This is a genomic window from Chitinophaga sp. sic0106 (assembly GCF_019219075.1).
Classification (GTDB): domain Bacteria; phylum Bacteroidota; class Bacteroidia; order Chitinophagales; family Chitinophagaceae; genus Chitinophaga.
On the sequence record NZ_JAHUWJ010000021.1, the window covers coordinates 54,487 to 73,313 of the forward strand.

Annotated in this window: 14 protein-coding genes; 11 read left to right on the forward strand and 3 right to left on the reverse strand. The window is 47.2% G+C overall.

The genetic code is table 11. The features are described 5' to 3' along the window. Window positions 1–9 precede the first annotated feature (9 nt). The 6 genes from KW844_RS24175 to KW844_RS24200 all read left to right on the forward strand — a co-directional run bounded on the left by KW844_RS24175 (window position 10) and on the right by KW844_RS24200 (window position 3,860). Complete coding sequence (locus KW844_RS24175; RefSeq protein WP_218379369.1) at window positions 10–534, forward strand: DUF1572 family protein; 525 nt, start codon at window positions 10–12, stop codon at window positions 532–534. A 12-nt stretch (window positions 535–546) separates the two neighbouring features. After that, window positions 547–969, forward strand: coding sequence for a hypothetical protein (locus KW844_RS24180; protein WP_218379370.1), 423 nt, complete (start codon window positions 547–549; stop codon window positions 967–969). 6 nt (window positions 970–975) lie between these two features. Then, window positions 976–2,031 carry an aminotransferase class I/II-fold pyridoxal phosphate-dependent enzyme gene (locus KW844_RS24185; RefSeq protein WP_218379371.1) on the forward strand — a complete coding sequence of 352 codons (1,056 nt, stop codon included), beginning with the start codon at window positions 976–978 and terminating at the stop codon, window positions 2,029–2,031. Continuing rightward, window positions 2,028–2,876: a TraB/GumN family protein gene (locus KW844_RS24190; RefSeq protein WP_218379372.1), complete on the forward strand. Its 849-nt coding sequence runs from the start codon at window positions 2,028–2,030 to the stop codon at window positions 2,874–2,876. Before KW844_RS24185 ends, KW844_RS24190 begins: the two co-directional genes overlap by 4 nt. Before the next feature lie 140 nt (window positions 2,877–3,016). Then, window positions 3,017–3,211, forward strand: coding sequence for a hypothetical protein (locus tag KW844_RS24195; RefSeq protein WP_218379373.1), 195 nt, complete (start codon window positions 3,017–3,019; stop codon window positions 3,209–3,211). Between the two features lie 37 nt (window positions 3,212–3,248). After that, window positions 3,249–3,860, forward strand: coding sequence for a hypothetical protein (locus KW844_RS24200; RefSeq protein WP_218379374.1), 612 nt, complete (start codon window positions 3,249–3,251; stop codon window positions 3,858–3,860). A gap of 20 nt (window positions 3,861–3,880) precedes the next feature. Here the strand turns inward: KW844_RS24200 and KW844_RS24205 are convergent, their stop codons facing one another. Then, entirely contained in the window at window positions 3,881–4,945 is a 1,065-nt protein-coding gene (locus KW844_RS24205) for an isoaspartyl peptidase/L-asparaginase family protein (protein ID WP_218379375.1), read from the reverse strand. A 73-nt stretch (window positions 4,946–5,018) separates the two neighbouring features. On the opposite strand from KW844_RS24205, the gene KW844_RS24210 reads away from it, so the two are divergent. After that, complete coding sequence (locus KW844_RS24210; RefSeq protein WP_218379376.1) at window positions 5,019–9,806, forward strand: translocation/assembly module TamB domain-containing protein; 4,788 nt, start codon at window positions 5,019–5,021, stop codon at window positions 9,804–9,806. A 106-nt stretch (window positions 9,807–9,912) separates the two neighbouring features. On the opposite strand, the gene KW844_RS24215 is transcribed toward KW844_RS24210, so the two are convergent. Continuing rightward, the gene (locus KW844_RS24215) at window positions 9,913–11,115 is read right to left on the reverse strand and encodes a bifunctional 3,4-dihydroxy-2-butanone-4-phosphate synthase/GTP cyclohydrolase II (protein ID WP_218379377.1); all 1,203 of its coding nucleotides are present in this window, start codon (window positions 11,113–11,115) and stop codon (window positions 9,913–9,915) included. Between the two features lie 424 nt (window positions 11,116–11,539). On the opposite strand from KW844_RS24215, the gene KW844_RS24220 reads away from it, so the two are divergent. Beyond that, a complete protein-coding gene (locus KW844_RS24220; protein ID WP_218379378.1) occupies window positions 11,540–14,773 on the forward strand; it encodes a TonB-dependent receptor domain-containing protein in 3,234 nt (1,077 codons plus the stop codon). Window positions 14,774–14,880: 107 nt separating this feature from the next. Further along, entirely contained in the window at window positions 14,881–16,335 is a 1,455-nt protein-coding gene (locus KW844_RS24225; RefSeq protein WP_218379379.1) for an OmpA family protein, read from the forward strand. Here KW844_RS24225 and KW844_RS24230 read toward each other — a convergent pair. Further along, window positions 16,317–17,069, reverse strand: a complete 753-nt coding sequence (locus KW844_RS24230) for an esterase family protein (RefSeq protein WP_218379380.1) — start codon at window positions 17,067–17,069, stop codon at window positions 16,317–16,319. The two genes, KW844_RS24225 and KW844_RS24230, sit on opposite strands and share 19 nt — an antisense overlap. Window positions 17,070–17,131: 62 nt before the next feature. Here KW844_RS24230 and KW844_RS24235 point away from each other — a divergent pair, with 62 nt between their 5' ends. Together KW844_RS24235 and KW844_RS24240 are read left to right on the forward strand one after the other, a co-directional pair. Beyond that, window positions 17,132–17,839: an alpha/beta hydrolase-fold protein gene (locus KW844_RS24235; RefSeq protein WP_218379381.1), complete on the forward strand. Its 708-nt coding sequence runs from the start codon at window positions 17,132–17,134 to the stop codon at window positions 17,837–17,839. A 3-nt stretch (window positions 17,840–17,842) separates the two neighbouring features. Further along, a complete protein-coding gene (locus tag KW844_RS24240; protein ID WP_218379382.1) occupies window positions 17,843–18,799 on the forward strand; it encodes a RimK family alpha-L-glutamate ligase in 957 nt (318 codons plus the stop codon). The last annotated feature ends 28 nt before the right edge of the window (window positions 18,800–18,827 follow it).

Genomic DNA, 18,827 nt, shown 5'->3' on the forward strand with positions numbered 1-18,827 from the left:
ACTATTTATATGGCAGGCATTTATCTGACCAGCGTTACAAAACGCTTTCTTAACTATAAAGACATGGGCGGCAAAACGATTGCCCGCCTTACTGCAGCACAGCTGCACCGGGAACCGCAGGGAGCTCCTAACAGCATTGCGGTGATCGTAAAGCACCTGCATGGAAATATCTTATCGCGTTGGACCGACTTTCTCACCACCGACGGAGAAAAGCCGGACCGCCAGCGGGATGCAGAGTTTGAAGCTGATCAGGCTTCCCAGGAAGATATCATGCGCCAATGGGAGGAAGCCTGGCAGTGCCTGACCGGCTCTCTCCATACAGTAACAGATGCTGACCTGGAAAAAACCGTGTATATCCGAAACGAAGCACATACGGTGATAGACGCCATCAACCGGCAGCTGGCCCATGTGGCCTACCACGTAGGGCAGATGGTGTATGCAGGCAAAATGCTGCTGGGAGAGCAGTGGGAAAGTCTTTCTATTCCAAAAGGGCAGTCGGCAGCCTTTAACAAAGCTAAATTTGGCCAGCAGTAATACCAACCCGTTATGACGAAACTACGTATATTCCTTGCCGTTAGCATCGCCTTGCTTGCACAGGCCTGCAACACCGGCAAAACCGATGAGCTGCTCAAACATAAGCACTGGCGGGTGTATGATGTAAAAGTACCGGCCAACGACCCGTACAACATCACCCAGATAACACAGGCCCGCGACCTGAAAGACGGCTATTACAGCAATGTATTTTACCAGTTCCTGGACGACAAGCTGTTTATTGCGACGATTGATAATAAACCGGATTCAGGCAGATATCATATTCTCAGCAATGGCAAAGTGATATCTGTAACGGCTTCCAATGGCGACCGCAAATTCGAGAACCTCGTAACAGTGGTGCGCCTGGACGAGGAGCATTTTGATATGAAGGTAAAATCAGGAGACTATCATTTTGTACTTTGTACAAAGAAAGAATAACCGCTTATGTTACAAACAGATCTCACACCGGGCCGGACAGTGACTACAGACGGGAGAACCTGCCTGTTTTTTTCCGGCTTTTCTTACCTGGGACTGCACCAGCATCCGGTGTTTAAGGCCAGCTTAAAGGAAGGAATTGAAAAATACGGCTCCCTGTTTCCCGCGTCCCGGGTGAGCAACATACGGTTAAGCCTGTACGAAGAGATGGAACATGCCCTGGCATCCACACTCGATCAGCAGGCCGCCGTGCTGTTTTCTTCCGGCTACCTCTCCGGGCAGGCTGCCATTCACTATGCCGTTAATTGCGGCGAGCTGTTGTATGCTCCGGGAACACATCCCGCCATCTGGCATCACCTGCCGGCTTTGCCTGCAGGGAACTATGATCAATGGATTACAGCTACCGTTGAAAAGGTGAATGATCACCCCGACAATACCTATGTGATTGTATCCGATACGGTAAACCCGATTACCGGTACGATCCATACTTTTGATTGGTTAAAAAGGCTGCAGCGGAAAGTACTGGTGGTATTGGACGACTCCCACGGCTTCGGTATACTGGGACCTAACGGAAAAGGCAGTACGCATGCTACCCCGGGTACCGATAATGTACGTTACCTGATCACTACCTCGCTGGCGAAGGCTTATAGCATAGAAGGTGGTGTGGTGGCTGGTGCTGCCGCTGATATTGCCGCTATGAAGCGCACTCCCTATTTTACCGGCAGCACCCCGCTCATGCCAGCAAATGCTTATGCATGGCTGCAATCCGGCGACCTGATTAAAAAGCAGCAACAGCAGCTAAAGCAGAATCTCCAGCAGATGCAGCACCTGATGGAAGGTATCCCGCATACGCAAAACGGAGAGCTCCCTGTTTTCGTATATCCGCAATATGACGACAAACCCTCACTGGTGAATTACCTGGCTGACCGGGATGTGATTATCTCCAGCTTTCCTTATCCCCAACCCCATGATGCGCCCGCGCATAGAGCGGTGATATCAGCCTTGCATGTGACGAAGGATATGCAAACATTACAGCAGTTCTTAAAGGAATATTATACAATATGAAAAAAATAACCATTGCCCTGTTAGCACTGTTGCTTACACTCAGCACACAGGCACAGGAAACCTCCTTGCTCTGGAAAGTAAGTGGCAAAGGCCTCGCGCAGCCATCCTGGCTGTATGGCACATATCACCTGCTTTGCAAAGAGGATATTCATTTTTCCCCCGCTACCACTACAGCACTCAGTAACTCCAAAACACTGTACCTGGAAATTGATATGGCTGATTCCAGCTTTGCCGCCAAACTGATGCCCATGCTGGCACCCAATCCGGCGTATAATCTGAGTAGTCATCTGTCGCCGGAAGATTTCGCCGTGTTTTCCCGCTTTGTGCAGGACTCTTTTCACATGAGTGTGGAAGCGTTGGTCCATCTTAAACCGGTGGTGCTGATGAGCCTTTTCATAGCCCGCAACCTGCCATGCCCTGCTTCAGGCGTGGAGCAGGAGCTGATGCAGCTGGCAAAAAATGCCCATATACCAGTGGAAGGTCTGGAAACCGTGGAGGACCAGATGAGCGTATTTAATAAGATTCCGGACAGTGTGCAAATGGTGGATATTATCAGAGATATTAAGGACCCGGTGGCAGCAAAAGCACGTGACGAAAAATTCAAAAACAACTATAAGGCCGGCGATATTGCTGCCTTGTTTGACGACCTGATGGAAACCACGTCCATGGCTGGTTATGCCGACCTTATGGTATTTCAGCGCAACCGGAATTGGATTCCGGTGATTGAAAAAGCAATGGCTGGTGGCTCCAACTTTTTTGCTTTTGGAGCCGGGCACCTTGGTGGTGAAGAGGGTGTGATTAAATTATTGCGTAAAGCGGGGTATACGGTTGAGCCAGTGAAATAACGGCAGAAATATCATATTTAATTAATAAAATATTAAAAACAATTTACTTATTATAATATACAACTTCTTGATTGTTATGCGGTTGTTATTACATGCTAATTTTTGTTCACCCTATTCTAAAATGCGTATTAATTGCATTAATGACTACAACAGCAACATATAACCTAATCAAAAAAGCACTAGTTCAACAAAGAGCTTTAGTTACGGCTACTCCTAAAAGAGCTAATGAGTTCTTAACTAATGTGGGATTAGGAGAAGTTACCAGCAATTCAAAGACTAACCCGTCTTCGAAGAAAAAAGTTACAGGCATTAAACTTACCCCAAAGCAGAAATAACCTAACTATTTCTTCCTCCCCCAATTTTCCGTTATAAATGGAACGATATATCTATTCATCCGATCCCGGATTAACCATTGGTTTTCATGGATGTGAGGCTGATTTAAGCAATAAGGTAATCAATGGAAATACTACTTTAAGATCGAGTAAGAATTCGTGGGACTGGCATGGTGATGGAATTTATTTTTGGCAAAATAATTATGATAGAGCATGGGATTATGCGAAGAACCCTCCAAAAGGGGTTAAAATCAATACACCAGGGGTAATTGGCGCAGTGTTCAATTTAGGAAATTGCCTTGACCTAACTGATAAAAAATGGTTAGATCTTGTTAAATACTCCTATGACACGGTGGAAAAGTCTTTTGCTAAGGTGGGTAAAAAAATGCCTGTCAATCTTAATCCCATTGATGATCCGACCTCAAAAGATCGGATCATCAGAAAATTGGACTGCGCTGTGATAAAAAATATTCATGCAGAAATCGAATCAAATAAATTACCTCCATTTGACTCTGTGAGAGGTGTTTTTTTTGAAGGTAATCTCTTATATCACAGTGCCGGATTTCATGAGAAAACCCACCTCCAGGTTTGTATAAGAAATCCTAATTGTATCAAAGGATACTTCCTTCCCCGAAAAGAAGTTAATTGGTAATCAATAACACTACTACCGCCTTAATTATCTCCCTTATAAATAAACACCTCAATTTTACCATCCGATGTGACCATACCGCGGTACATGCCAGCAGTATTAAACGGCATCGCCATATTTCCGTCTTTATCCAGCGCAATCAGTCCACCATCACCACCCAGCTGGGGCACCTGCTTCATAATCAGCTCTGCCGCCGCATCCTGGACCGAGAGGTTTTTATAAGCCATCAGATCGCTCACTGTTTTAGCTACCACCAGGCGAATGAAGTACTCACCCCAACCCGTACACGAAATAGCGCAGGTAGCATTGTTTGCATAAGTGCCGGCACCTATCAGCGGGCTATCGCCTACCCGGCCAAATTTTTTGTTGGTCATACCACCGGTAGATGTAGCCGCAGCCAGGTTACCCTGCTTATCAAGGGCAACGGCGCCCACGGTTCCAAATTTCGCATCCTTATTTTCAATACCCAATAAAGTTGTTTTTTTCACGGCAGAATCGTGATCCAGCTGCATTTTCGTGGAATCGGCTGCACGCACTTTCTGAAGTGACTTCCAGCGATCCTCCGTATAGAAATATTCAGGGTCTACTATCTCGCAGCCTGCCTGTTTCGCAAATTTTTCTGCACCACTGCCTATCATCATCACATGCTGCGATTTTTCCATCACCGCTCTGGCAGCAGTTATCGGGTTACGGATAGTGGTTACAGACGCTACCGCCCCTGCCGCCAGGTTTTTACCGTTCATGATGGCAGCATCCATTTCGTTGCGGCCTTCATTGGTGAACACGGCTCCTTTGCCTGCATTGAATAATGGGTTGTCTTCCATCACGCGCACGGCTGCTTCTACGGCATCCAAACTTTGCCCACCCCGCTGAATTACTGCGTAACCAGCTTCCAGGGCCTTTGTTAGCCCGGCTTTGTAGGCGGCCTCCTTCGCCGGTGTCATTTGTGATTTCAGAATAGTACCGGCACCCCCATGAATCACCAGCACATATTTAGGCTGATGTATGGCAGAATCACCGGCTGCAGCCCGTACAGCGCTACTTCCCAACAGCAACGCTGCAAAAGGTATTACCCAATACTTGAACATATAGCATCTTTTGGGATAAATTTAGCAGATATTTCTGCTTTTGCTGCATGTGGCTAGCAACTATTAATTATTTTTGCCGGATAAAATTAGCCGCCTGAAAAAAGTACGGAAAATATTATCAGTCATTCTCTTGTGTTTGTTGGGCCTCATCATCTTGATCGGGATACTGGTAAACATTCCGGTGATCCAGAATTACCTGGTGCATGAAGTAACCAGCCGCCTGTCGGAGCAACTAAAAACCAGGGTGGAAATCAAACATGTGGATATCCGGCTGTTCAATAGCCTGGACCTGGAAGGTGCGCTTATCGAAGACCTCAACAAAGATACCCTCCTCTACGCCGGCAGACTGCAGCTCAGGATTACAGACTGGTTCTTTTTTGCAGACAGACCCGTGATTAAATTCGTAGGACTCGACAATGCACAGGTAAACCTGCTCCGCCCCCGGAACGACTCCGTTTGGAACTACGAATTTATCTCCGACGCCTTCAGCGGCCCCTCAACAGGTACCCAACAGCAAAGCGGCGGCGTTGCATTCGACCTCAAAAAAGTAGACCTCCGCAATATCCGTATCAACCAGGTAGACCAATGGATCGGAGAAGATATGCGCGGCTATGCCAAACGCATCTATCTCGATGCTAAAAATCTCGACCTTCAGAAACATAATATCGACATACAGGAAATATCACTGGACGAACCCAGCTTCATCATCAGCAGCTACAGTGCCTCTCCCCTGCGCAAACGCCGGCCCAGAGTGAATACACCCGTGGAGTACGATAGCACACAGCTGCGCTGGAACAACGATAACTGGAAGCTGATCGTCAAAGAACTAACCATCAAAAAGGGACTTTTTGGCGTGGATAACCCGGAAGACTCTACGAAAATCGAAGATGGTTACTTTGCCCCCCATCATATCCGGTTCAGTAATATCAACCTCTCCCTGACTAATACCAGCATCTATAAAGACAGTATCATCGGGGACCTCAGCCTCTCCACCAAAGAGCGCAGCGGCTTTGAAGTGAAAAAAATGACCAGCAGGTTTAAGATGTCGCCGGTAGAAATGGAGTTCTCCCACCTGGACCTGGAAACAAACCGGAGTCATATAGGAGATTACTATACCATGCAGTACAGCGACTTCGACGACATGAGCGATTACATCGACCTGGTGTATATGCGCGCTAACTTCAAGAACTGTAAGGTGAGTAGCGACGATATTGCCTACTTTGCCCCTCCTCTCTCTACCTGGAAAAAAGAAATTACCATCAACGGCAACGCCCGGGGACCGGTGAGCAACCTCAAAGCCAGCGATATAGACCTGCAGGCAGGAAACACCACGCGCCTCAAAGGCTCGCTGGAAATGCGCGGGCTACCTGATATCAATGAAACTTATATCGACTTCCACGCGGATAATCTCATGACCACCGGCGCAGATGTAATGCAGATCATGCCCGTCGTGAAAGACATCAATTCCGCTGTGAGAATTGACCGCCTTACCAGCATTAACTTTAAAGGAAGTTATACCGGCTTCATCAACGACTTTGTGGCCTATGGCCAGTTCCAGACCAACCTGGGACAGGTGAATTCCGATCTGAACTTTAAAACCAACCGCGATGTGCCGGTGTACTCCGGTAGTTTGAATACCACCAACTTCAATCTCGGGAGCTTACTCAATATCCCGGATCTGAACGAAGTAACGCTGAAGGCTACACTAAATGGCGCCGGGTTTAACTTCCGTACGCTGAAAGTATCGCTGGACGCGGATGTCCAAAGTATATCCCTCTATGGTTACAATTACCAGAACATTAAGACCAAAGGGGAAATGAACCGGAAGTTTTTCAATGGCGCCCTCGCCGTGGATGACCCGAACCTGGACATGGACTTTGCAGGCACCATCGATTTTAACCAGGCCTTGCCAGTATTCCAGTTTAATTCCGAAATCCGCAAGAGCGACCTCAAAGCCCTGCATTTTGTAAACGATTCATTAACGCTGCAAGCTAAGCTGGACCTGAACTTTGCAGGTAGCAATATCGATAACTTCGAAGGAAGCGCCCGCATGTATGATGTGTCGCTGTTCAAAGATAATAGTCGCCTCGAGTTCGACTCCCTGGCACTCAAGGCCGAAACACAGGGCGATCAGAAAACACTACAAATCAACGGTAGCGAAGTCCAAGGCTATGTAAAAGGAAAATATTCTTTCCTGGAACTGCCGGATGCCTTTCAGCAACTGCTGTACCGTTATTATCCCAGCTATTTCCTGGAGCCTTCCAACAATGATATCCACGAGGACTTCCAGTTCAAATTTGAATTTGGGAATGTGGCCAAGCTGATCAAAGGCTTCACCAACCAGGTGGCCGGCTTTGACTATAGCACTGTAGAAGGTAGTTTGAATACCGAAACCGGCAATCTTGGCCTTAATATCCAGGTACCGGAAGCCAGTATTTTACAATACCAGTTAAAGGATATTCAGGTAAAGGGAGATGGTAACGCCCGCAAGGTAAACCTCAGCGGTACAGTGGGGCAAGTACTAAACAGCGGCAAGGAAGTATTGGTAAATCCGCTGATACTTGCTAACTCTTCCAATGACACTTCTTATATAAAAGTAGATCTACAGGCGCAGGATACCACTAGTCTGGATGGATTTTATGCCCGTGTAGTCACGGTGCAGCAAGGGATGAAAGTGAACTTCCTCAACAGCGCATTTACGGTAAACGAGCGCCAGTGGAACGTTACACCAGGTAACGAGATTTATTGGAGCAAGCATTTCCTTACCGTGAAAAACCTGAAAATTACCCGTAACGATCAGAGTGTAACCGTTGAAACTAACGAGTTCAATCCGGATGAATCCAGGTTTATCATCACCCTAAAAAATTTAAACCTGGCCGATGTGATACCTGCACAGCTCGTGACCACGCGCATTGAAGGGATCACCGATGGTACCATCAACATTTCCGACCCTACCAACAACCTGGATATCAATGCCGCCCTGCGTACTCGGGAGCTGCGGATCGACAATGATTCCATTGGCCTGGTGACCGTGGACGGTACCTACCTCCAACATACCGGCCAGGCTACGTTTGCCGTTAAATCAGACAACTATGGCATGAACTTCAATGCTCAGGGCCGGGTAGGTTTATCGAAATCAGATAATGGGCTGGATGCCGTCATCAATATGGATGGGAGTAGCATTAGTCTGCTCAATAAATACCTGGTGGGCTATGTTCGTGACCTTACAGGCACGGTGGCCGGCAACCTGACCGTGGGCGGAACTACCGCACAGCCTTCGATCAGGGGTAAGCTCGTGCTGGATACCGTGGGCGTTACGGTGGACTATCTCGGAACGCGGTATCGCATTCCTAAGCTGAATGTGAATGTGGATGATAACCTTATTGAGTTCGGCAGCTTTACTGTAATTGATAAATTTAATACCAAAGGCACCGCCAACGGCTATATTTCCCATGATCATTTCGACAAGCTGAACTTCGATTTTGATGTAACCGGCAGGAAATTCCTCTTCCTGAATACCAGTGCCAATGATAATGATTTGTTTTATGGAGATGTAATAGCTGACGGTAAGGTATATTTCTCCGGACCGCTGAATGACCTGCAAATGCACGTGCTCGCGAGACCCGTTAGGGGAACGCATTTCTATCTCCCTATATCAGACAGTAAGGATATCGGGAAATATGAATATATCAAGTTCAAAACTTACGGTACCGAACAAACGGCAAAGAAGAAGAAGGACGATACCAAACTCACCATCAAACTAGACATTGCCGCCAACCCGGATGCACAAATTGATGTGATCCTGGACGCCACCACCGGGGATATTATTTCTGCCAACGGTACCGGTAACCTGCAGATCATCGCTAATACCGACGGTGATTTCAGTATGTTCGGCAACTACGAAATCAGCAACGGTTCCTATAACTTCAACTTCCAGCGGGTGACCAGCTGGAAATTTGACATCGAAAAAAACAGTAGCATCAGCTGGAATGGCGACCCTTCTGAAGCCATCATGAACATTACCGCCAAATACTCGCTGCCAAAGGTAAGTTTGTATAACCTGGTAGGCCAGGCTGCCACCATGGCCACAAACGATAAGCTGGCCACCCGCCAGGAACGTGTGGACGTGTTGATTAACCTGAAGGGTGCACTGATGAAGCCTGATATCACCTATTCCATCGAGCTGCCGGAGGTAGGTACCCTATCTTACGAAAGTGGGGTGGCGGCGAAGCTCAAGGAAATCAACAACGACCAGAACAAAGCCCTGCTGCAGATTTACGGTTTGCTGATTGCCAACCAGTTCCTGCCGGACGATGCCGGCGGCGGCGCCAACGTGGGTATCACCGGTAAAAACAGTGTGGGACAGGCAATTTCCGCGCAGGCTTCTGCTATCCTCAATAACATTACCGGCGCGCTGCTCAAGGGCAGTGGCATCGGTATCAACGTTAATTACCGCGCCTACAATGTGGGCGGCCTTCCAGATAACTCGAGTGTAGACCGTAACCAGGTGAGTGCCGGTGTAACAAGCAACCTGTTTAACAACCGCTTCCGGCTCTATGCTGGTGGCGACTACGACTGGGGCAAAACCGCTACTTCCGCCAGCAGCAACCGCTTTGCGGGCGACTTCCGTATAGAATATCTCCTGACGCCTGATGGCCGTGTCCGTATCAACGCCTTCAGCAAGTCGGATTACGACGTGTATAACCTCAACAACCGTACGAAATCCGGTTTGGGTATTTCCTATGTACGTGAATACGACCGTTTCCTGGAGCTGTTTAATAAGAACAGGCGCCGGGTGCCGGTGCAGCAGCCACCGGCGGACTCTACGCGGGTGGCGGATTCTACTAATACCAAAAAGTAGAGCCGCAATGCTTGCGGCTCCTCGTTTTGATTCTAATTATAAGCTGAACCTAAGCAAGGAGCCGCAAGCATTGCGGCTCTACACCATATTATATTAAGACAAGACCTTAGCCTTTCATAATTTCATGTCCGAGTTTATCTCTTTTAGTACGGAGATAATTTTCGTTGTGTGGGTTGGGATGAATTTCGATAGGTACGTTTTCCACTACTTCCAGACCGTATCCCAGCAGGCCGGCGCGTTTGCGTGGGTTGTTGGTGATGAGGCGAAGTTTGCAGATACCGAGGTGGCGGAGGATTTGGGCACCTACACCATAATCGCGTTCGTCCATTTTAAAGCCCAGTTCCAGGTTGGCTTCAACGGTATCGCGGCCTTCTTCCTGGAGTTTATAGGCGTGGAGTTTGTTCATGAGTCCGATGCCACGACCTTCCTGGTTCATATATAATATAAGGCCTTTCCCTTCTTTTTCTACCATCTGCATGGCGGCGTGCAGTTGTTCGCCGCAGTCGCAGCGCAGCGAGTGGAGGATATCTCCGGTTACACAGCTGGAGTGAACGCGTACCAGTACGGGTTCATCTTTTTCCCATTCCCCTTTTTTGAGGGCCATATGTATTTCGCCGGTGTTAAGCTGGGTATAGGCGATCAGTTCAAAGTTGCCGTATTTGGTGGGCATTTGCACTCTTTCTCCTTCTTCGATAAGGGTTTCCTTACTGAGGAGGTAGGTGATCATGTCTTTGATGGAGATCAGTTTGAGATCGAATTTGGTGGCTATTTCGCGCAGCTCAGGCAGGCGGGCCATGGTACCGTCTTCGTTCATGATTTCTACCAGGACGCCGGCGGGTTCAAATCCTGCGAGGCGGGCCAGGTCGATGGTGGCTTCTGTATGGCCGGAGCGGCGGAGCACTCCTCCGGACTTAGCTTTTAGCGGGAAGATATGTCCCGGTTTGCCGAGTTCTTCCGGTTTGGTATTCGGATCGATCAGCGCCTGGATGGTTTTAGCCCTGTCGTGTGCGGAGATACCGGTGGTACATCCGTGGCCGAGCAGGTCAACCGAAACGGTGAAAGGTGTTTGGTGCAGAGCGGTGTTATCCCTTACCATCAGGTCGAGTCCCAGTTCTTCACAGCGTTCTTCCACAAGGGGGGCGCAGATGAGTCCGCGACCATGAATGCTCATAAAGTTGATGATTTCGGGCGTTACGTTGCGGGCTGCGGTGATGAAATCTCCCTCATTTTCGCGGTCCTCATCGTCCACTACTATTACCAGTTTACCGTTTTTTATATCTTCTATTGCTGCTTCTATTGTATCTAACATAAAAAAATCCTTCGGTCAAGTAATAATGAATGGCGCAAAGTTACGACAATTAATGGTGGAAAACTGAAGCATTCATGGTTGGTTTCCGGGGCAAAAAAATGTTGGAGGCATGCCAGATACGCAGCATGATTTTTACATATATTTTTATCACAGAGAGTAAGTAGTATAGAACAAACAAATCCCCTGAAAGGTTCGGCCATGGCTCCTTAACCAATCATTAACAGAATGGACAATTTGATGGCTGCTAAATTTTGGCAGGAAAATTAGTTAAAGCTAAGGTGGAGAAATCATTTCCTAAATAGCTTTCAATTTTTTTGGCGGCACACAAGTTATCCACAATTTGCTTAACGATTAGTTAATATAGAGTTAAAATTTAACCATGAGAATGTCGCATCTTTGCGCCATGAATCAAATTTCTCAAATCATGGGGTTAAGAAAATTACTCTTTACATTTTCTTTATTACTTGTTACCCTCTTTACCTACGCTCAGGTAACCACCTCCAGTATTAATGGTGTGGTGACTGATGCTAAGGGTGAAGGGCTCATCGGGGCTACTGTTAAAGCCACCCACTTACCTAGTGGTACCGTTTATGGTACAACCACCCGCAACGGGGGAGAATACACCATTCCTAATATGCGTGTAGGCGGACCTTATAAGGTTGAAATCTCTTTCATAAGTTTTGCTACTGAGACATTTAATGACCTGAGCCTGAAACTTGGAACTCCGCTGCGTCTTAACGCTAAGCTGAATGAAGGCTCCACTGCACTTAAAGAAGTTAACATCACTGCCAGCAAGGCTGTAGCCCAGGGCAATGGTGGTACTTCCATGAACGTATCCCGTTCTCAGCTGGATGTTTTACCTACTGTAAACAGAAGTGTGCAGGACTTTGCACGTCTGAGCCCGCAGGCTTCCGTATCGACCAACGGTAAAGATGGTTCGCCAATGGGGATTTCTTTTGGTGGTCAAAGTAACAAATACAACCAGTTTGCAGTGGATGGTGCCGTTGCCAATGACGTATTTGGTTTATCAGCTTCTGGTACCAATGGTGGTCAGGCAGGTGCTAACCCTATCTCATTTGAAACAATTGATCAGTTACAAATTGTACTTAATCCATATGATGTAAAACAAAGTGGTTTCACTGGCGGTGGTATTAACGCGATCACCAAAAGTGGTACTAACGAGTTCCATGGTGCAGCTTATGGCTTCCTTCAGAACCAGAACTTTGTTGGTAAAGCTCCAGACACCACCAAATCTAAATATGGTGATTTCTCCAGCAAAATCTACGGTGCATCTTTCGGTGGCCCGATCATCAAAAATAAATTGTTCTTCTACGCCAACGCTGAAAGAAGTGAGCGTAACAACCTGGCAGATTTCGATCCAACAAGAGGTCAGTCAAACGTAACCGTTGCTGAACTGCAGAAGATCTACGACTTTGTAAAAACTACTTACAATTATGACCTGGGTTCTTTCGGAGAGCAGGAGCGTAAGAAAACTTCTACTTCTCTCTTTGGTCGTATCGATTGGAACATCAACGAAAAACATCGTTTGACCCTGCGTCATAACTATGTGAATGCCAGCGATATCAACCTGGGTAGAACACTGACTGCAGCCAATTACATGAACAATAACTACTCATTCCCTTCCAAAACCAACTCAAGTGTATTGGAACTGAACTCTACTTTCTCTAACAAGCTGAGTAACGAATTCAGAGTAGGTTATAATAATATCAGAGACAGAAGATCTTATCTTGGTAATCCTTTCCCGAACGTAGTTATTAACGACAACGGGCGTACCATCAATCTGGGTTCTGAATTTTCATCTTCCGCAAATGCTTTGGACCAGGACATCTGGACATTTACAGATAACCTGACTATGTATCATGGTAAGCATACCATCACCGTAGGTGCAAATGCAGAATTTTACAATATTAAAAATACCTTCATCCAGGCTGCTTTCGGAGCATATACTTATGACTCCATCAACGGTTTCCTGAATGGCCTGCGTCCTAGACAATACCAGATCAACTATACTACTGCTGATTCAACTGAAAGAGAAGGTATTGGTTTCAAAGCGGCACAAATCGGTGTTTATGCACAGGATGAGTGGAACATCAGAAGAAACTTTACGTTGACTGTAGGTCTGCGTATTGATATCCCGGTATTCCCAACTACACCTCCGGACAACACAGATTTCTCCAAAGATCCAAACTTTGCTGGCTACTCTACTACTACCATCCCGAAATCTTCTCCGCTGTTTGCGCCTAGAGTTGGTTTCAGCTGGGATGTTACGAACGACAGCAAAACCGTTATCCGCGGCGGTGCAGGTATATTTACCGGCCGTGTACCTTTTGTATGGATATCCAATCAATATGGTAACACCGGTAACGTATATACCAATATTTCACTGTCTAACGCACAGTTACCTGCTAACTTTGCTTTCCGTTATAATGCAAACGATCCATTCTACGGTCAATACGGATATTACGAGTTGAAGGAAGATGGAGCAACACTGACCAGCCGTCCTTCCAATATCAACCTGTCAGATAAAAACTTCAAATTCCCACAGCTGTTCAAAACCAACCTCGCTGTTGAAAGACAACTGCCTTGGGGTATGACTGCAACGGTTGAAGGTAACTTCAGCAAAACCATTAACAACGTGGTTTGGAACAACCTGAACATCGTTCCTTCTGTTACCAATGGTGTTCCTGACAGCGTCTCTCTCGGTGGAGGCATGAAACGCCCTAAATGGAAACAAGCTACTACTGCCTTCGGCAACCAGGTATTGCTGCTGCAAAATACTAACGAAGGTTACGCATACAACGTATCTGCCGAGTTAACTAAAACCACTAAATCCGGCTTCTTCTTTAAAGCAGGTTACTCTTACGGCGATGCTTATGCAGTAAACGATGGTACTTCTTCTACTGCCGGTTCTAACTGGCGCTTCGGACCAAACATTAATGGTTTGAATAAACTGGAAAAAGCACGTTCCAACTACAGCATGGGTAGCCGCGTACTCGCAGTTGTATCTAAAGGCTTTACTTACGGCGACCCTAAATACAATCTGAAAACTACTGTTACCCTGTTCTATAACGGTCAATCCGGCATGCCTTATTCATGGGTATACTTCAACCAGGTTGATCCTACCAACGATGACCTGAACAGTAGCGGAAACAATGATCTGATCTACATCCCTACTCAAACAGAGGTATCTTCCATGAGATTTGACGCTATCACTTCCGCTTCCTTCAATCGTACAGAAGCACAGCAGAGAGAAGATCTGGAGCGCCTGATCAGCAACGACAGCTACCTGAGCAAACACAGAGGTGAAAATGCTAAGAAAAATGCGTCCCGCACTCCGTTCGAAAATATCTTCGACCTGAAAATTGCGCAGCAGATTGGCTTCAAAAAACATAAACTGGAAATCACTTTCGACATCCTGAACGTAGGTAATCTGTTGAACAGCGACTGGGGTAAAACTTACTTCATCTCTAACAACGCTTCTACACCTATCACCTTCAGAAGATTTGATAACGGTACTCCGGTATTCCAATACAATAAATCAAGAATTGTTAACGGTTATGGTCAAGAAACACCATACCTGATCAACAACTTCACTGCTCGTTGGAGAGGTCAGCTGGGTTTACGCTACAGCTTCTAATCCAGAAGAGATATATTATTTCAGGCCGCTGCAAATGCAGCGGCCTTTTTTATTGTCTGAAAATAAAAATACCCTATGATGCGTTATCCCAAAGCAATATTCACCTTATGAAATTCACCCTGACCACGTTACTGTTGCTATCCGGCATGCTCGCTTCTGCGCAAAACCTACTCCCTAATCCCGGATTTGACGAAGTGAACATCTGCATTGAATATTTCGCCAAATGCGCGCCCAGGGCCTGGTTTCCGACCGCGCCATTTTTCAGCAAAGTGATCTATGACGGGGATGCCCTACAGGCTAACCACATGGTCACACTTACCATGGAATCCAAAGTCAATACCACTTTCAGACCTTACTACAAAACACAGCTACTCAATAAACTTATCAAGGGCACCCGCTACAAAATGGAAGTATTTATGCTGGATGCCCCCGAAAGTGCCGGTTTCCTGGATGTCAAGCTAGACACAGCAGAAACGGTTCAGGACCTGCCTGTGGCATTACAAACCACGCCGACTTTACATCTCACCAAAAAAACAACCGGGAAACCTACCAATAACTGGATTAAACTGGAACAGGAGTTTACTGCCGCCGACCACTACGGCTACCTGGTAATGGGCAACATGACCACGCTGCCTGCCAAAATCGCCAGGAACCTGCTGTGCTACATCGATAGTATAGCACTGACACCAATTGACGGCCAAACCTATGACCTTGCAGGGGCTGACTCCATCCGTGCCCTGCTGTACAACGATCGCTGGCGCCATAGTTACGCCCGCCCCAGCACCTCTCTATATAGTAATGCATTGAGTGCCAAAATTAAGTTGCCTACCCGTGTAAGCCAGCGTAGCGGCCGTTGCGATACCATTCTGCTTGCTCCCGAATTTTTTTCCGGCAACAAAAAAGATATCAGCCGCGTGTATGCCGACCAGTTAGGAGAAACTTTCAAATTGAAACCCGAAGAGGTGCAACAAAAAATCCTGATAAACGGCTATTCCTATCTTAAACCCAGTCAAAAATATAATGAGATCATTGCCACCGACCGTGCCAACGAAGTAGCAAAATACCTCGTTTACAGGCGTGGCTTCAGCTTCGACGATTTCATCATCAAAGGAAACACCAGCCCACGGCCTGGCATGGATAGCCTGGAAACAGTAGAGATTATTAGTTGTCAACCTGCCCCACTGCCGCCTGCCATACCTGTAACGCGCACGGATACACTCATTATTCCTGATATCCTCTTTGCCTTCGACAGCAGCTCTCTCAACAAAAAAATGCTGGGTACCCTCGATAGCCTGGTAGCAAAAATTCCGGATGAAACAGGTATTCAGCTGGCCGTTACCGGTCATACAGACAATAAAGGAACCGCCTTATACAACCAGGACCTCAGTATGCGAAGAGCTAATACTATAGCAGCCTACGTAAAACAGCGCAAACAGCGTATAGCCTTTGCAGTTATAAATGGTATGGGGGAATCGATGCCGGTGGCGGAGAATAATACAACGGAAGGGCGGCAGAAAAACAGGCGGGTGGAGATTATTATTTTTTATCCGCCGGCAAAATAAGGCAGCTGCAACATCCGCTTTATCGCCAGGTCCCATGTAGGCACATCGTGCCGGCCACCGGGTATTTCATAATACGTAATATCGTTGTATCCTTTAGACCTTAATATTTCTATCAGGTCTTTGGTATCATCAATGGCATCAATCACTCCGTTCCCATTGCGGTCAGCCGTTTCATCTGCCGTGCCGCATTCAAAAAAGAACGTCAGTCCGGGCTTGAAGCCATCGTTGCGGATCAGGCGGTGGATGATCCGGTGTTGGGCATCAGAATAACCAGGGCCCAGTGGCACATCCCGCCACCAGAGACTTCCGGAGCATACACCCGCAAAAGAAAACAGGTCAGGATGCTGCCAAACTATATCCAGTGCCGACAACCCACCCAGCGAAAAGCCGGCAAAGCCCACCTGAAGGCCTCTCCAGCGAGGGTAAAGGTGATAAAGCGAGGATAATAAGGTATCGGTAATAAACGCCGAATAGCGATCAGCCTCCGCACCGTTGCCCTGGAAGTCGGGATGGCCCGCAATGCCGTATTCCTGCAGTCGCCGCGGGCCTGCATGAATACCCACGATGACCACCGGCAGATTTGTGTTATCTAATAATGAAGAAATCCCCATTTTTCTTAACTCCTGACCATCGTTTACCAGCAGCAGCACTTGCGGTAAATCACTGTACTGGTAGATGTCCAGCAGCACTTCCCTGTTTAACTGAGGGGCATACACGAAATCATTCCTGACCATATCTGAAGATAAGGATAATCAAGTGACGAAACTTTTTTTTAAATTTAGACAAAGCTATTATCGTGACGGAGAACTTCTATAAATGGCATTCACCCAGTATTGACAAGGAATTTGAGATGTTGGTTTTCGGCCACGCCGGCTATCCCCTGCTGTTGTTTCCTACCTCTATGGGCAGGTATTACGAAAGCAAGGACATGGGCCTGATTGAGTCGATACGCTGGTTTATAGAGCAGGGAAGGATTAAAGTCTATTGCCCTGATAGCTTCGACACCAGCAGCTGGTATAATAAACATATTTCGCCGGCAGAAAGAGCGTTGAACCATGCCCGTTATAACCAGCTGCTGCGGGAGGAAATCTACCCGAGGATAGTGGAAGAAACGGGCCATAGTCGCATTGCCACCGCCGGCTGCAGCTTTGGCGGCTTTCATGCGGCGTCTTTTTCCTTCCGGCATCCGGACATTGTAAGCTACCTGTTTTCCCTCAGCGGCACTTTTGATGTGAAGTCGCGGGTGGATGGCCACTACGACGATAATGTTTATTTCAGCAATCCGGCCGACTTCATGCCCGGCAACCAGCACCAGGACCTATGGCGCATGGGGATCATACTGGGTGTGGCCGACAATGACGTTACCCGCTCACAGAACGAGCAGATGTCGGACCTGCTGGCACAAAAAAATATTACCCACTGGCTGGACATCCGGCCGGAAAGCACCCATGACTGGGCTACCTGGAAAACCATGCTGCCAGGCTACCTTGCATTAATCCGTTAAATAATGAAAAAGATTGGTATTTTATTCGGACAGGAAAACACCTTTCCGCAGGCATTCGTGGACCGTATTAACCGGAAAAACCCGCCGGGCATCCTGGCCGAGTTTGTAACCATAGATAAGGTTTTACAGGGAGATGCCAGTGACTATGCCGTAATAGTAGACCGTATTTCCCAGGATGTACCGTTTTACCGGGCCTACCTTAAAAATGCCGCTGCCAGCGGCACAGCCGTCATCAACAACCCATTCTGGTGGAGTGCAGATGACAAGTTTTTCAATAACGCCCTGGCCGAAAAAATTGGCGTACACGTGCCTAAAACCGCGCTGCTGCCTTCTTTCCAACACCCGGATAATACCAATGAAAAATCATTCCGCAACCTTATTTACCCTTTCGACTGGAACGGGATCTTTGAATATGTAGGCTTTCCGGCCTTTCTAAAGCCCTATGACGGCGGCGGATGGCGGAATGTATATCGTTTGGCAGATAAAGAAGAGTTTTTTGCCATACATCAGCAAACCGGGCAACTGGTAATGATGTTGCAGGAAGAAATCGATTTTACCGCCTATTTCAGATGCTATTGCATCGGTGGCAAATACGTGCATATCATGCCCTACAATCCCAGGCATCCCCATGCGGAGCGCTACCAGGCCGGGTTTGATGTGAGCGACACGTTGCTGCACAGCATTGAGGCCGCTACCATCTCCCTAAACCAATACCTCGGATACGACTTTAATACGGTTGAATTTGCAGTAAGGGATAACATACCCTATGCCATCGACTTCTGTAACCCTGCACCAGACGCGGACATACACTCCATTGGCCCCGAAAACTTTGAGTGGGTAGTGGAAACCAGCGCACAGTATGCGATTGAAAGGGCGCAGAAACAGGAGCCTGGCCGCGACAACCTTACCTGGGGAAAATTCATCTCTCCCGGTATTATGAAAAAAAATTCCGCCGATTGATTTCCCGGCATACATTTGTATTCAAAAT

What these genes read in the sequence shown, in the direction of transcription:
- KW844_RS24190 (WP_218379372.1), top strand. Translation starts at nt 2,028, where the DNA reads ATGAAAAAAATAACCATTGCCCTGTTAGCACTGTTGCTTACACTCAGC.
- KW844_RS24175 (WP_218379369.1), top strand. Translation starts at nt 10, where the DNA reads ATGGCAGGCATTTATCTGACCAGCGTTACAAAACGCTTTCTTAACTAT.
- KW844_RS24240 (WP_218379382.1), top strand. Translation starts at nt 17,843, where the DNA reads ATGAAAAAGATTGGTATTTTATTCGGACAGGAAAACACCTTTCCGCAG.
- KW844_RS24185 (WP_218379371.1), top strand. Translation starts at nt 976, where the DNA reads ATGTTACAAACAGATCTCACACCGGGCCGGACAGTGACTACAGACGGG.
- KW844_RS24195 (WP_218379373.1), top strand. Translation starts at nt 3,017, where the DNA reads ATGACTACAACAGCAACATATAACCTAATCAAAAAAGCACTAGTTCAA.
- KW844_RS24180 (WP_218379370.1), top strand. Translation starts at nt 547, where the DNA reads ATGACGAAACTACGTATATTCCTTGCCGTTAGCATCGCCTTGCTTGCA.
- KW844_RS24230 (WP_218379380.1), bottom strand. Translation starts at nt 17,069, where the DNA reads ATGGTCAGGAATGATTTCGTGTATGCCCCTCAGTTAAACAGGGAAGTG.
- KW844_RS24225 (WP_218379379.1), top strand. Translation starts at nt 14,881, where the DNA reads ATGAAATTCACCCTGACCACGTTACTGTTGCTATCCGGCATGCTCGCT.
- KW844_RS24205 (WP_218379375.1), bottom strand. Translation starts at nt 4,945, where the DNA reads ATGTTCAAGTATTGGGTAATACCTTTTGCAGCGTTGCTGTTGGGAAGT.
- KW844_RS24215 (WP_218379377.1), bottom strand. Translation starts at nt 11,115, where the DNA reads ATGTTAGATACAATAGAAGCAGCAATAGAAGATATAAAAAACGGTAAA.
- KW844_RS24220 (WP_218379378.1), top strand. Translation starts at nt 11,540, where the DNA reads ATGGGGTTAAGAAAATTACTCTTTACATTTTCTTTATTACTTGTTACC.
- KW844_RS24200 (WP_218379374.1), top strand. Translation starts at nt 3,249, where the DNA reads ATGGAACGATATATCTATTCATCCGATCCCGGATTAACCATTGGTTTT.